General features: G+C 30.0%; 16 protein-coding genes and 1 tRNA gene. 6 read left to right on the top strand and 11 right to left on the bottom strand.

Going from position 1 to position 14704, the window contains the following annotated elements; translation table 11 throughout:
* Positions 1-15 precede the first annotated feature (15 nt).
* The 4 genes from CLOST_RS00550 to CLOST_RS00535 form a co-directional block, all read right to left on the bottom strand.
* On the bottom strand, positions 16-861 hold the full coding sequence (locus CLOST_RS00550) for an ABC transporter permease (RefSeq protein ID WP_231853136.1): 846 nt from the start codon (positions 859-861) through the stop codon (positions 16-18).
* Positions 818-1636 carry a DUF169 domain-containing protein gene (locus CLOST_RS00545; RefSeq protein ID WP_013360295.1) on the bottom strand — a complete coding sequence of 273 codons (819 nt, stop codon included), beginning with the start codon at positions 1634-1636 and terminating at the stop codon, positions 818-820. The genes CLOST_RS00550 and CLOST_RS00545 overlap by 44 nt, the downstream gene beginning before the upstream one ends.
* A 212-nt stretch (positions 1637-1848) precedes the next feature.
* Positions 1849-2313, bottom strand: a complete 465-nt coding sequence (locus CLOST_RS00540) for a nucleoside deaminase (RefSeq protein ID WP_013360294.1) — start codon at positions 2311-2313, stop codon at positions 1849-1851.
* Between the two features lie 314 nt (positions 2314-2627).
* Positions 2628-3758 (bottom strand): RNA-guided endonuclease InsQ/TnpB family protein, encoded by a 1131-nt coding sequence (locus tag CLOST_RS00535; protein ID WP_013360293.1) that lies wholly within the window; start codon positions 3756-3758, stop codon positions 2628-2630.
* A gap of 100 nt (positions 3759-3858) precedes the next feature.
* Between CLOST_RS00535 and CLOST_RS14045 the strand changes: the two genes are divergently transcribed.
* From CLOST_RS14045 to CLOST_RS14135, 4 genes are all read left to right on the top strand, one after another.
* Complete coding sequence (locus CLOST_RS14045) at positions 3859-4083, top strand: hypothetical protein (protein ID WP_013360292.1); 225 nt, start codon at positions 3859-3861, stop codon at positions 4081-4083.
* Between the two features lie 378 nt (positions 4084-4461).
* A complete protein-coding gene (istA, locus tag CLOST_RS00525; RefSeq protein WP_013360291.1) occupies positions 4462-6039 on the top strand; it encodes an IS21 family transposase in 1578 nt (525 codons plus the stop codon).
* On the top strand, positions 6036-6536 hold the full coding sequence (locus tag CLOST_RS00520; protein WP_013360290.1) for an ATP-binding protein: 501 nt from the start codon (positions 6036-6038) through the stop codon (positions 6534-6536). Before istA ends, CLOST_RS00520 begins: the two co-directional genes overlap by 4 nt.
* Positions 6530-6793, top strand: a complete 264-nt coding sequence (locus tag CLOST_RS14135) for a transposase (RefSeq protein WP_013360289.1) — start codon at positions 6530-6532, stop codon at positions 6791-6793. Before CLOST_RS00520 ends, CLOST_RS14135 begins: the two co-directional genes overlap by 7 nt.
* Positions 6794-7406: 613 nt before the next feature.
* Here CLOST_RS14135 and CLOST_RS00515 read toward each other — a convergent pair.
* From CLOST_RS00515 to CLOST_RS00505, 3 genes are all read right to left on the bottom strand, one after another.
* Positions 7407-7730: a hypothetical protein gene (locus CLOST_RS00515; RefSeq protein ID WP_013360288.1), complete on the bottom strand. Its 324-nt coding sequence runs from the start codon at positions 7728-7730 to the stop codon at positions 7407-7409.
* A gap of 4 nt (positions 7731-7734) precedes the next feature.
* Entirely contained in the window at positions 7735-9645 is a 1911-nt protein-coding gene (locus tag CLOST_RS00510; RefSeq protein WP_013360287.1) for a DEAD/DEAH box helicase, read from the bottom strand.
* 153 nt (positions 9646-9798) lie between these two features.
* Positions 9799-9875, bottom strand: a tRNA-Arg gene (locus CLOST_RS00505).
* A 258-nt stretch (positions 9876-10133) separates the two neighbouring features.
* Here CLOST_RS00505 and CLOST_RS00500 point away from each other — a divergent pair.
* Complete coding sequence (locus CLOST_RS00500; RefSeq protein ID WP_013360286.1) at positions 10134-10571, top strand: GNAT family N-acetyltransferase; 438 nt, start codon at positions 10134-10136, stop codon at positions 10569-10571.
* A gap of 683 nt (positions 10572-11254) precedes the next feature.
* Here the strand turns inward: CLOST_RS00500 and CLOST_RS00495 are convergent.
* From CLOST_RS00495 to CLOST_RS00480, 4 genes are all read right to left on the bottom strand, one after another.
* Positions 11255-11860, bottom strand: a complete 606-nt coding sequence (locus CLOST_RS00495; RefSeq protein ID WP_013360284.1) for a class I SAM-dependent methyltransferase — start codon at positions 11858-11860, stop codon at positions 11255-11257.
* 102 nt (positions 11861-11962) lie between these two features.
* Positions 11963-12697 (bottom strand): M48 family metallopeptidase, encoded by a 735-nt coding sequence (locus tag CLOST_RS00490; RefSeq protein WP_162091635.1) that lies wholly within the window; start codon positions 12695-12697, stop codon positions 11963-11965.
* The gene (locus CLOST_RS00485) at positions 12645-13310 is read right to left on the bottom strand and encodes a FlxA-like family protein (RefSeq protein ID WP_013360282.1); all 666 of its coding nucleotides are present in this window, start codon (positions 13308-13310) and stop codon (positions 12645-12647) included. Before CLOST_RS00485 ends, CLOST_RS00490 begins: the two co-directional genes overlap by 53 nt.
* 29 nt (positions 13311-13339) lie before the next feature.
* Complete coding sequence (locus CLOST_RS00480; RefSeq protein WP_041487058.1) at positions 13340-13990, bottom strand: hypothetical protein; 651 nt, start codon at positions 13988-13990, stop codon at positions 13340-13342.
* A 127-nt stretch (positions 13991-14117) separates the two neighbouring features.
* Here CLOST_RS00480 and CLOST_RS00475 point away from each other — a divergent pair, with 127 nt between their 5' ends.
* The gene (locus CLOST_RS00475; RefSeq protein ID WP_013360280.1) at positions 14118-14630 is read left to right on the top strand and encodes a hydrolase; all 513 of its coding nucleotides are present in this window, start codon (positions 14118-14120) and stop codon (positions 14628-14630) included.
* Positions 14631-14704: the final 74 nt, after the last annotated feature.

Here is a 14704-nt window from a genome sequence, read left to right as displayed (position 1 = left end):
ATTATTAAATACAAATTAATCTTGATTTTTTAAATTTTCCATTCTAAGGCTAGTAACCGTTCTCCATACGAGTAGCTTTTGCTCCATAATATCCAATATTTTGTTTAGTCCTAGTCCTACAAAAAGCAGTATAACTATGCACGACATCACTCGGCTAATATTAAAATATGAAGTTGAATAGGTAATCATCCAGCCAAATCCACCTTTTGAGCCTATGTACTCGCCTATAATAGCTCCTACAAGAGCCGCACTTACTCCCCCTCTTAGCCCTGACAATATCCATGGCATACATGAAGGAATTACAACTGTTCTAAGCGTTTGAAAATGACTTGCTCCAAGAAGATTTGCAGATTCCAGTATTCCTTTATCCATAGACTTAATAGCTCCATAGGTTGCTGAAAATACATTGAAAAATACCATTAAGCCTGCAAGAAAAATCTTAGAGGTAAGCCCTAGCCCAAACCAAAGAACATACACTGGCGCAAGTGCTAACTGTGGAATACAGCTAATTGCTGAAATTATAGGAGTTATTATTTCTCCAATAAAAGAGAAGTATCCAAAAACTATTGCCAGCAAAATACCTATAGCACTTCCAAAAAATAACCCCCAAAATACCTCGGTAAGTGTTATAGATGCATGCTTATATAACTCCCCACTGGTAAAAAAGACCATTAAATCCTTTAGAATCTGACTGGGATAGCTTGTAAATATGGGATTATAGCTTCCAGATGATGCACTGTACTCCCACAAAAAAATCCCTGCAATAATAAATGCGCTTCTTATAACCACTACGCTAAAATATCTTTTCTTCTCTTTATCAATGCTTCTCATTTTTTCGTTTTTCCCTTTTTTCTTTTTCATATTCCGTATAATAAGTTTTTCCATATTCCATTTCCATACACTCGATATTATTTAAAGTCAGTTCTTCGCTTATTTCTGATTTTCTTTTATCCATCTCTACAGCATTTACTGTATTGTATATACCTTCTATGACTTCGCTAAATAAAGACATCGGAATTCCTACTGCCCCCTCATCTTCAGCCCACTCAGCTAAAAATCTAGTCCCTGAGCAAAGCAAGGACATATTTACAGTATTATGTATCAAAGGATAGGCAGTAGCCTCTACACATACTCCTTGATTACCCGACATGCTAAACTGCTTACTTATTCCTTTGTTATATGTATAGCCTTGGATTATTCTCATTAGCTCTCTTGGTTTTCCTATAGCAATAACAACATCTGGCTTGTCATTGCTACTAAAAAACTCTACCGGCTGAACTAAAACTCCATATGTATTCGATAAAATATTGCCTGTCTCAAGCGCTGCTCTTTTTGCTACATTTTCATCTTTAAAAAGTCCAAGTCTGTATGGCGCCGTTCCATCCAAAAAATCATCCGCAGGTTTTTCTAATCCAAGTGCCCTTGTGCTACCTCCACACCCCGAAGTTAGCTTATCAAACTTTATTCTATGCCCTAAACTAGCTGATTTTACTGCTACACAATAAGACAGAGGATTTATAAGATTAATTACATCGTAGGAATCAAACTCTTGCTTATTTTTAATCAGCTTAACCCCAACAATTTTTCTCTCTATATTTAGTAATGCATAAGCTTTTATAATATCGTTTTCAAACATTTTCTTTCACCTCCTTGTTTCATATAAATTCATTTACATCTCCACCCCTTTTTATATCTATACGCAAAATGTATACATTATGCATACACGTTTTTAGCGTAGCATGTTGTATTATCAATATCAAATTGAGTTTTTCTATTTAAAGTATAGAGTTTATTTATGCAAAAAAATAAGCCCTATCATTTTTAACAGGACTCATGAAAACTATTTGATTAGTATAAAATTCTTTCTTCATCCTCTTCATATTTTCTAAATGGCTCTAAGCACTGCTCTCTATCTATCTGACATATTTTCATTTTTTCGTTTGAATGCTTGTTTTGTAGTACCTCATAAATATAACTATCATCAAACCCTATATCCTTTGCATCATCTTGAGTCGCTCCATAATATATAAGTGGAATCTTAGCCCAGTGAGCTGCACTATAACACATAGGACAAGGCTCGCAGGTAGTATAAAGTATGCAGTCTGAAAGGTCAAACCTTCCGAGTAATTTGGTCGCCTCTCTTATTGCTACTATTTCTGCATGTGCAGTAGGGTCATTGGTTTCTATCACTTTGTTATGGCCTCTAGCAATTACTTTATTATCTTTTACTATAACCGCTCCAAAAGGTCCTCCAGCTCTTAATCCTATCCCCTCAAACGCTTCTTTTATAGCTTCTTTCATAAACTCGTCCATAATGCACCTCCCATAGCTTTCACCCTTATTTTATATATACCCAAGGCAAAAGAAAATAGGCTAGTTAGAATACTCCTCTTTTTATTAAATAGTCATTTTTTATTTATATATTACTCAAGAGGACTTGAACCGTTGCATAAAACTTATAAATATATAAATTTTACTTACATTATTTGTTACCAAATAACATTTCCTATTCATCGAGTTCTATTTTGAATGATTTCTCACTCTACTTTAGTTTGGTGTAACTCTCCAAGGACTTAAATTCTCCCACAACGCAGGATACATATAGTATAATTTTTCAAAATCACCACTTATACTATTTTATAGTTTGCAAGATTAATCGAAGCATTTTTATCTCTATCCATTGTCAATCCACATTTATCACAGTGATATATTCTATCTTTAAGCTTTAAATCTTGTTTAATACCGCTACAGGAAGAGCAGGTTTTACTCGAAGGATAGAATCTATCTACTTGTAAAAATTCAATGTTATTAAATTCACATTTGTATTTTATTTGCCTTATAAATTCATAGAATTTTTGTTCAGCTATCGCCTTAGATAAATGCTTATTTTTCATCATCCCAGTTACATTTAAATCTTCCATAACTATTCTATATGGATTTAACTTAACTATCATTTTTGTAGTTTGGTGAAGATGATTGTTGCGGATATTATTAAGCTTTCTATGTAATAGCTTAATTTGTTTTTCTAACTTTATGATGTTACTGGTTTTGTTATATCTGTCTCCTGATTTATTCGCTTCGTATTTTCTTGAAACTTGTTTTTGTAATCTTATTAATCGCTTTTTTAGTTTCTTAACCTTTACAGATTTATTAATGTTTTTAATAGGCTTATTAAAACAGCTCACATAAGCTAATTCCTTAATACCTAAATCTATGCCGATACTTAAATTATAATCAAGCTTAGCTTTGTTTTCGCTATGTTCAAATCCAAATGTAAGATACCAATACTTTCCATCAAAATGACATCTAGGATTAACATAATTATCTAATTGTGGAATATTGTAGTTAGAGGAATACTTAACCTTTCCTATCTTTTCAATATTCACCTTAGCATCTTTAAATTTAAGAGCATCATATCTAACATAAAAGGATTTCTTTGATTTTTTCTTCGTTTTAAATTTAGGTTTATCAGAAGTTTTGTTAAAAAAATTCTTGTAAGCATATTCTAAATCAGTAAATGCTTGAGATGTTATTTGGCCGCTTACCTCATATAACCACTTGAAATCATCTGATTTCTTAACAGAGTTATTAAATTCTTTTCTAATTTTAGCCTTTGAAGGCTTTAAACCTTTTTTATACATTTCTTCCCATTTTGCCAATCCCCAGTTGTATGCAAATCTAGCTACTCCTACTGATTTAAACATTAATATTTCTTGTTCTTTAGTCGGTTTCAATCTGATTTTTATCGATTTAATCACAATTTCACCTCCTTAACTTGAAAGCCAAGTTGATATCAACTTGTAACCATTTGTCTTTTATGTTATTATACAATAAAATAAACACGGAGGCTATAAAGTCATGGGTAAAATATCTGATAAAAATACTCGAACATTAATAACTATACCTAAAGAACTTAAAACTGAGCTTGAAGAAATTGCTAAAAATCAAAACAGAAGTTTTAACAATTTAATAATTACTATTTTAAAAGATTACATTAACTCTTTCTGTGCCTCTAAAAGACCAGAAAAAGCAGCCTCAAATTCATCAGACAAAGGGTCTACCCTCGAAAAGAGACCTTTATAACTTTTAAATAAGTGTACAAAATAATGTTTTCTCTCTTCTAATTTTTTTCTCTTTCCTTTAAATTTTCTACAGAAGTATCTTTTAATTCTACGCTTTTCATTTTTTTCACTCCTTAAGTCAATTTCTTTGTGCAAAATGTTACTTTGTTATGTGTCCTTTTTATATATGCTCTATATTAAAACTTTACATATACTTTTCACATTTTGCACAAATCTTTATTTTCCAATATTTGCAGACTTTAAGTTTATAATCGTATTTAAAAGTTATATTACTATGAGGTTTGTATATGTTAACCTAAAAGTACCCCAAAATATAATTGAAATATCCCCTAGAGGAAATTTAAAATATCCCTATGACAAATCATAGGGAGGCTTGGGGATGATAAGCTTAATGGATAAGCAGGAAATAATTTTATCTCATTTTAGGGAAGGTAAATCTCAATGGCAAATTCATAGAGATACAGGATTTGACAGAAAGACAATTCGCAAATATATAAATGATTATGAATTGAAAAAGCGCAAGCTTTTAGCATCTGACGAAAGTAATATGGCCTTGATAGAGGATTTAACAGCTGCTCCCAAATATGATATTAGTAATAGAGTTAAAAGAAAATTATCTGATGAAATAATTCAAAAGATTAATTTTTACCTAGAGGAAAATAATATTAAGAGAGAAACTGGAAGGAGCAAGCAACAAAAGAAAAAGATTGATATTTATGAATGTTTGATTGAAGAAGGTTATGATATTAGTTATCCTACTGTTTCAAACTATATAAAAACTACTTTGGATTCTTCTAAAGAAGCTTTCATAAGGCAAGAATATCAATTAGGAGAAATATGTGAGTTTGACTGGGGAAATGTAAATTTAATAATAGCTGGTAAAGCAAGGAGTGTTCAAATGGCAGCTTTTTCTTCAGCTAAGTCAAATTATCGTTTTGCATATTTGTATCATAATCAAAAGATGGAGAGCTTTTTAGATGCTCATGTCAAGTTTTTTAATAAAGTTGGTGGTGTTTACAAGGTTGTAGTTTATGACAATATGAAGGTGGCTGTAAAAAAGTTCGTTAATAAAAATGAGAAATATCCTACGGATGATTTACTTAAACTTTCTTTGCATTATGGTTTTAAATATAGGTTTTGCAATGTTTGTAAAGGTAATGAAAAGGGCCATGTAGAAAGGAGTATTGAGTATATAAGAAGAAAGGCTTTTAGTAAGAAAGATACTTTTGATTCTATTAAGGAAGCAAATGAATATTTAGCTAGCGAGTTAGCTAAGTTAAACGATAGAGTTTCTAAAGAGTTTAATAAAAGTCCGAAGGACATTTTACTAGAGGAATTATCTTTTCTACTTCCAATCATGCCAAGTTATGATATAGCTAGAACTATTGAACTTAGAGTAAGCAAGTACTCTACTATAAGTGTTGATGAAAATAAATATTCTGTACCTGATTGTTTAGTTGGTAAGTTTGTTTTTACTAAAATTTATCCTGAGAAAATATGCATCTATTACAGGAATAATTTGGTTGCAGAGCACAGTAGAAGTTATCTTGTACATGATTGGTGCATTAAGATTGACCATTATATAAATACCATAAAAAAGAAGCCTGGGTCTCTTCATTCTAGCACTGCAATGCAACAAATGAATCCCACGCTCCAAACAATCTACAATAAGTATTATACAGAAAATCCTAAGAATTTCATAGAGCTTCTTGAATTAATTAGTGAACATGGATTGAATAAAATTCAAAATGTTATTTATGAGTTAGAGAATTTGAATCCAATTTCGATTAATACTGAGAAGGTTAAAATGCTTTGCAATAGAAATATAGATGAAAAGATTACTATTAAAGAAAGGTCTACTAAGATTGAGCAGTATTCTAGAGAAATTCTAAGTTCTTATGCAGATATTTTAAATAACTCATCTGTAGCCTTTCAAGAGGAGGCTAAAATTATATGAGTAAAGAATTTGATGAAAAAATATTTTGTCTTGCAAAGGAACTAAAGCTACCATATACTTCTAAATTTTTTAAAGATGATATATCTCAGGCAAATACAGAAAGTAAAAGTTATGAAAGTTTTTTATTTGATATTTTAGAAAAAGAGTATGATCTTAGAAAGGAAAATGCAATAAAGAATAAAATCAGAAATGCTAAATTCCCATATAAAAAATATATAGAGGATTTAATAATCGATGATTTGCCTAGTGATGCAAAAAATAAAGTTACAGCATTTTCTTCTCTTGATTTTGTTGAAAAAGGTCAAAATATTATTCTTGCAGGCAACCCTGGTACAGGAAAGTCTCATATTGCAATAGGTTTAGGCATTAAAGCCTGCGTGGCAGGATACTCGGTTCTATTTACTACTATTCCTCTTCTTGTTAATGAGTTAAAAGAATCTAGATCAAATAAGACTCTTCGTACTTTGAACACAGATTTCAAAAGTATGATTTGGTAATAGCGGATGAACTAGGGTATATTTCTTTTGACAAAGAAGCTTCTGAGCTCCTATTTACTTATCTTTCTTTAAGAGCTGGAAGAAAATCAACAATCATTACTACTAATTTATCTTTTGAAAGGTGGGAAGAAATATTTAAGGATCCAGTAATGACAGCTGCTATGATTGATAGATTAACTCATAAATCTTTCATAGTAAATATGAATGGAAACTCCTATAGATTAAAAGAAACAAAACTTTGGTTATCAGAGCAATAATTTTTTATCCTCTAGAGGATTTTTCAATTAGAAAATAGGGGATTATTCAGTTGACAAATACAGAGGTTTTGATATTAAACCAAAAAATCTTTCTGTAGCTTATTTGTAATAGCGTAATGATGCATTAGAGATTACGCTTCATGTGCTCTTAATTTTTAGAAATCCAAATAAAATTGTTGCACTAGCAAGAGTTAATTAATTTCTTCAATGGTATTTTTTTTCATACAATTCACTCTCGTTAAATATAAAAATGTGGAAAGCAATTTTTCCTGCCGTCGGATAACAGGAAGAGCTACATCTATTTTTAGTATTGTAATCAATATAGTATTAATGAAGAATTACATATACTCTGACTCCAATATATTTTGGAGTGATATAAATATGCTGAATCACGTTCTTTGCTCTGTTTTAATTACCAATAAAAATTTACACTATCCACACAAAAAAATAATAATCTTTTTTTATTTCACCGTTCTATTTTTGCTACACCCTGCTTCTCGTCGAATAGAAACTTTATGTTTCTCTAATTTCTATTCATTTATGATATAAACGTAAAAAAAATAAGCGCCTTCCAAATTAATAGTAAAGGTACTTATTTTTGCTGTAATCAACATTATCCTATTTTAGATAGTTGAATATTATCTAGTTCTAAATATTCTTTTTTTAACTCTTTAAGTTCTTTTTCCCTATTAAACATACATTGCATTTTTTCATTTTGATACATCATAATCTTCTGAAGATAATTGTTATTATCAAATTCATAATAAAAAATTGTATCAACTTTATCAACCAGACATTTCATTTCTGAAATAAATTTATTTTCTTTTTTATAATACTTAACATATTCATAGTTATCTAGTTTAGCGTTATCCAACAAATTATATGGTGTAATTATAGGTAAATTACTTAGTTTGAATAGTCTGCTTAGTATATCCATATCTTCACCTCTTTTTTAAATTATCCACTTGATTTTCCAAACTGTAATCCAGCTGTTTTTCTAGATCATCTAGAATATTAAGCCCCTTATCCAAATCTTCATCTGTCCATTTTTTTCTTTCTTTCCCTATCGCTTTCTTAAGACAATCGTTAATATAGAATGCTAAAATTCCATCGTTTTTATTCACATATTTTGCTATATAATTACATTTTGTTTTTATTATCGATAAATCTTTCAAATAATTCTTATCTTTATCTATATCATACTGCACCATAAGTCGTGGCACAATATCTTCTTTTATTCTAGCATCTATATTTTTTTTCTTTTTACTATAAAGTAAATCTGGTCTCTTCGTTTCATCTTCATCACTTTCAGCCTGTTGTATTATAAGTTTAGCCTGCTCATCGGTTATATTGTCTCCGAATATTTTTTTCAAGTCCCTTATTTTTTGTTTTAATTCAGCATCCTTTTTCTTGCTTAATTCAAATAGCTCTGTCGATAGATATTCTTCACTTTCAACCCTATATGCTCCAATATTTATAACTTTACCTAATTCTTCTTCCTCAGAATCAACAGATGTTGACTTAGAATCGAGCTCTTTATTTATAATATCATCATAATCTTTTAATCTTTTAATAATTTCACTCTCTTGAATCTCTACTTTATATTTTTCCCATAGATGTTCTAACTCTAGGTTTTTATGTGCAATTACTTCTCCTATATTATCTTCTACTTGTGCATCATCATCTTCAATAAACCTCAAAATTCTTCCTATAAATTGAGCATACGGCAATTCATTTCTAAACGGCCTAAATATAGCTGCTATAGACAAATACGGATGATCATATCCTTCTCCAAGCATTGCAACATTAACCACTACATCTACTAAATTATTTTTTATTTCGTCAAATAATCGCTCTTTTTTTCTTTCTTCCAAATTACTATGTATCAATGCAACACTATAGCCGTGTTTTTCATACAGTTTCAGTATTTCTTCACCATGGTATATACTACAAGCAACGGCAATTATTTTGTGAGGAATTTTGCTACCTATATTTTTTTTCTTTTCAAGGAGTCTTATACTTTCCTTAACAATCTTTTCAGAACAATCTTCTGATAAAGCTACTGATCTAGTTATCCATTCCATGTCCTTTAAATTTAACGCATATAACTCCTGGATAGAATATGTTTTATCTGTATTTTTATCTATTGTTAGTCTCAGTTCATCCGGGATGAAAATGTTATTTCTAAGACTCTTTACATACCCATTTGCCATTGCTCTGCTCAAAGGATATTTATATATCAATTTCCCATTTATTTCTTTTTTATCAGTCCTGAAAGGCGTTCCTGTAAGTTTTAATACTTTTGATTTATCAAAATAATTTACACACTCAACCCAAGTATCAGCAGTAGAATGATGAGCCTCGTCTATTATTATCATATCAAAGAAATCTTTAGATACTCGATTAATTAAAGATGAATCCAATCTAGACTGAAGCTTATGAATATTTAAAATAACTATATTTGCTTTATTCAAGACTTCCATAGGGGTATCTTGTCCATTGTATTCTATTATTGTGGGTAAAAATTTCCTTGATGAAAAAACATTTCTTTTTAACCAAAAATTATTATAAATATCTGGATTTAAAGCATCAATAACCGTGTTTTTTATTGCAGCATAAGGGGTAACTATAAGAACTCTACCTCCAGATACCCCAAAAGGAGCTATTGCCATGAAGCCAGTCTTTCCGACTCCAGTAGGTAGAACTACTAAAGCATTTCTATTATCATATTCTGAGTTGAAATATTCCTTAATCTCTATATAAGCTTCTACTTGAGGATATCTTAATTCTTCATTTCCTAATATATTCGGTTTTGAATACTTGAAATAATTTTCCATATATTCTAATGACAAAGCGCCCACTCCCCTACCATATTTTTCCTTAAATTATAGCATAGAATAAGGCACATATAATCTTTAAGATCTTATAATAAATTTTCCCTTGGTGGCTAAAAAGTAGCTAAACTAAAAAATACAAGAGTATAAAACTCTTGTATTTTTTACAATTGGTGCACCCAATAGGACTTGAACCTACGACTCACAGTTTAGGAAACTGCAGCTCTATCCAACTGAGCTATGGGTGCACGATTTAACCAAACAGCTCCTTTACTATGATATCACTTTAATGTTAGCTAGTAAATATTTTTTGAATGATTGCCTTATTTTCTTCTCTCTTCAAATATATTAAAGTTAGATGTGTTTTTATCAAGATATAGAAAAATTGATATTACTTGAACATTAGATTACAATAAGGTTATACAGGTTATTAACGATTTTACACAATCCCCAAGTTACAATGGGTAGGAAAGTCCGAAGTAAAGTTTTTAAATAAGGAGATTTTTATGGAATATGAAATTAAAGAATTAAAATTACAAGATTTAGATACATTAATAAATAAGTATATAATTTACTACAATGATGAAGGAGGAAGATGGACATATACTCTAGCTAAAATAAGACTTGAGCAAAATTTTTTAACTCCATCTTTTTACGGTGTTGGACTGTATGACAAGTCTGAATTACTTGGATTTGCAATTGGGTGTTTCAAACAATATGACGACCTTCTTATTTACTATTTAGAAGAGATACTAGTATTCAAAGAATATCAAAATAAAGGATTAGGAACGAAATTATTACAAGAGCTAGAATCTTTAGTAAAGAAGCAGGGTGCAGAAAAGATAAATTTATCTACAACAAATGAAAAAAAACATCAAAAATTTTATTCTAGACTTGGATTTGAAAAGTCTGACTTCCTCGTTCCTATGTTGAAAAAAATCTAACATCGTAAAATACATTTTTTATGCAAATTCCACATAATAAGACCCTCTCGACCAACTATTTTTTTGAAATAACTCTATTTAATTCCTTTAAGCGTTTTTTATTTATTGTATATCCTTGAACTATATACAAGAACTTCATTATTAACTGTTGCATCCTCATGTCTAATGAATGAAAAACCATTAATTCGTAGATTTTTCATCAGTATCAGTTGTAGCAAATTTTGCGACAACTGAACTATCCAGTTCCCCTTTGAGAGCATTATTTATATGGTTTCCTGTTGTTTTTATATTTCTATCAAATAGTTTAGTTGTTGCCTGTTTAACCTTTATATTGATTTTTTATATAAAAATAGGAGTACAGCTTCTATATATTAAATGAATTCCCTTTATAAGAATCTGAAATAAGGAGACTTGAATTATTCTTTGATGCACTACGAAATGAGAAGAAGATTTATGATTCTTAATTTGAAATAAGGAAAGTTAAAGTTATGCCTTATTTCAGAAAATCTTAAGTTTTTGAAATATAGTAAAAAATCTTCAATAAAATTATTCAAAATATGAAATAGCAAAATTTTTTGATTCAAATTTGATTCAAAAAACAAAAAAGAAGCTGGAATTTAAATTCTGCTTCTCAATTTACATTGAAATTTCAATACTTTTAGGTTTGTATTAATCAAATATCTTCATATCCTCCTAAACGCATTAATTTGAATATGCCCATCTATTTTGAATTTGAAAATTTCAAAGCCACATTCTTCAAAATTTAGCTTTATTTCTTTTGGAGAATAAAATTTGACATCTCCTGCTTTTGATAGTGGTACAAATGGATTTAAAATTGCACGAATGATTAATGGATAGTAGATATCAGCTATATAGACTACTCCTTTTGGCTTTAATATTCGCCTCATCTCTTTAGCAAACGATTTTGGGTCAGGAAAGTGATGGTAGGCGGCGCAAACTGTTACTATATCAAACATTTCATTACCAAAAGAGGTATGTTCGCAACTACTTACTTCAAATATCATATCAGAACAGCTTTTTTTGGCATTTTCAATCATCTTTTCTGAAATATCTATACCATAACCTTTGATACTGTGATTGTTTGATAACATTTTAAGAAATGTAGCATTTCCACAAGCAACATCTAAAATTTTGCTATTTGTATCTATAATCATCTCTTCTAATAAAAGTTTTTTGAATTTCAATGTGAATATACCTTCAGGAGTTTCATCATAGTTATCCGCTTTTTGATTATAACTTTCACGTGACTTATCCTCAAATGTTTTCATATCCCAAATCTCTCCCCAATAAATAAAAAATCCTCTAATTTTCAAGGCTTCCTAAATATTAATCCAGCTGTAATAGCTATAAAACTAAGTTTTAGAGTTAAATCAACAACAGAGCTTCATACCATGCTCTTTTAGCCACTTTCTTTTATCTTTATAATCTGGCATGACTGAAGATACTCTACTCCAAAAGTTTTTAGAGTGGTCTTTATGTTCCATATGGCACATCTCATGAATGACCACATAATCAAGGACATCAGGCGGTGCCATTATTAGTTTGTAGTTAAAAGCCAAATCATTTTTATAGGTACAGCTTCCCCACCTAGTTTTTTGAGCTTTTATTTTGATATTATTTGGTTTTAGATTGAAGTATCTGCTATAATATTCCACTCTATCAGCTATGGTCATCTTCGCTTCGTTTTTATACCATGACCAAATGGCATCTTTTATTGCTTCCTCATCATGCCTAGGCATAGTTATGATTAATTTATCTTCATATAGCTTTACTTCAGGCTTTTTTAGTTTTTCATCTATCACTACTCTAAGCAGATAATTTTCTCCCCTATACATAAATGTCTCTCCCTCTACATATTCTTTTTTTATAGGAGTTATGTCTAGTTTGCTAAGAATTGCTAGTTTTTCTATTATCCACTTGCTTTTATTTCTCACACTTTTTTCTATTTGTTCTTCCGATATATAAATAGGCGCTCTTACTGTTATGATACCTGGTGCCTTAATACTGATTTCTAAGGTTTTTCTTTTCGAATAGACTACATTATAATCTATTTTAGTTGTCTCTAGATTCACGCTGTATTTCATTATTCCCTCTTTTTTCTTCATTTTCATTAGAAACCTGTTCTTCATTTCTTAAAGCTTCTTTCTTCGAAGATTTTTTAATTTCTTTATTAACTTCATTCATTGTTTTTACAATTTTTTTATTAATCCCTCTTATTTTATCTTTCATTTCAGAAAGCTTCTTTCTTTTTTCTGAAACATCTAGCCCTCTACCTTCATCTGCTTTGATTTCACTTTCTAATACATGAGCATTTCCCTTAATTTTTATACTTGCAGAGGTTTGAAATTTCACTTGATTAAGAGAGCTTGTTATACTAAACAAATTTGTCATTTCCTGTTGCTCATCATCAATGTAATTTTTATCTTTAAGCTGCTCTTTAATTTTTTCTTCACGTTTTTCTTCTTGCTCTTTTCTAATTTCTAAATCTCTTTGTATGATTTGTTTGTTAAGCTCATTCAATTGCTCTTTCAAATCTTTTTGCATTTGTTTTTTCTGTTCTATAGATAAAAATTTGTTTTCAGATACTGAATATATCTGCTTTTGAATATTTACAATTTGATTCTGCAAGCCTTCTTTTATCGAATCTTTTTTATTGTATTTCATCAAGGTATTGTTAGAAAGAAAACCGCTTTGATTTCTGATTTCTCCGAGTTTCATGTATTTTATCCCCCTATAATTTCTATTTATTATATCCTCCAATATACTCCATTTGGCAATACTCGCAAATATCCATCAAATTCTTCATTAATCGCGCCTGTATTTACATCTCTTACTATCACACTCTCATGATACTCTGGATCCTCATACCACCGAGAAAAATATAAATCATTTCCATCACGAACTATCAAAGATTCAGTTTTTCCTATTACTATTTTTTTACTTTCCGGCCATATTATTTCATAAATTCCATCGTTAGCATCTCTGCACAGCATTAAAGGATACCCTTTAAGCATAAGGTTGTAGCAATCAGAAGTTATTGACAGAGGTAATTCTTGAATAATACTAAGCTTTAGGTATTCTGGTTCATAGCTATATATTTGTATTACTTTTAAATCAAAGTTAACTACTAAAAAATTAAACTTTCCATTATTCCATATTGGTTTTTCTATATATACATTAGATTTCATTTCAAATGGACTATGCACAGTGCCTTCTGGATAATGTATCAAATGACAATTCATACCTTCAAAGTTATGTCCTAATTTTACTATTTCTTCAGCTTCATACAAGTCGCAAAATGTTTTTTTGCTTTCTTGGCAATAATACCACTGTGAAGTTCCTTCAATTAATTCTGGATAGCAGTCTGAGATTCCATGTATTTTTATAATATTTATCATATTCACCTCATAATTCATACTAATTTATTCTTTGATTCTAACATATTTTCTTCATTAAATTATTACAATCCAGAATCTGGGTATAATTAATAATAGCAAGCTTTTATTTTTTTTAGGGGGCGATTTTGTGGAAATTAATAACTCATTACCTATCATCGATTACTCTGATAACGAGACTGGATGCTGTCCTAAGTTTCATCCAGAAAATTGGGATGAGAAGATTTTTAATTTTGACGAGCTTAAATTCATCAAAGCATCGACAAAAAGCTTTATGCATATGCCTATAAACATGGGCAGTGTTATGACAAAAACCTTTGGAGCTATTCAAGGTGCAAAAGCAGAAACAACCGAGCAATATCTTATACTTTCAAAGGACATTTCAAGTTGGAAATCCGACCATTATTTTTTAGTAGCTTCAGATGTTCCTGGCTATGAGAGCTTATCTCTTAAGGGAAACTATTATGCCAAGGTTTATGATGGAGCTTTCAAAGAACTGCCAAAATGGATGAATGAATTTGAAGAATTATTAAAGAGTAGGGGCTATAGTTCACATGACATGATGGCATTTTATACTACCTGTCCTAAATGCGCTATTCATTATGGACATAATTATATCGTTTTGTTCTCTAAAGTATCATAGTTATTAAGCTAAAAAGCCTGATAAAAACAAATTTATTGTTTTATCAGGCTTTTTATTGTGAGTTAGTTAATTTA

The sequence above is a fragment of the Acetoanaerobium sticklandii genome, from assembly GCF_000196455.1.
GTDB classification, from domain to species: domain Bacteria; phylum Bacillota; class Clostridia; order Peptostreptococcales; family Filifactoraceae; genus Acetoanaerobium; species Acetoanaerobium sticklandii.
The sequence above is the reverse complement of the archived record's forward strand: the minus strand, read 5'-3'. Positions and strand labels throughout refer to the sequence as shown.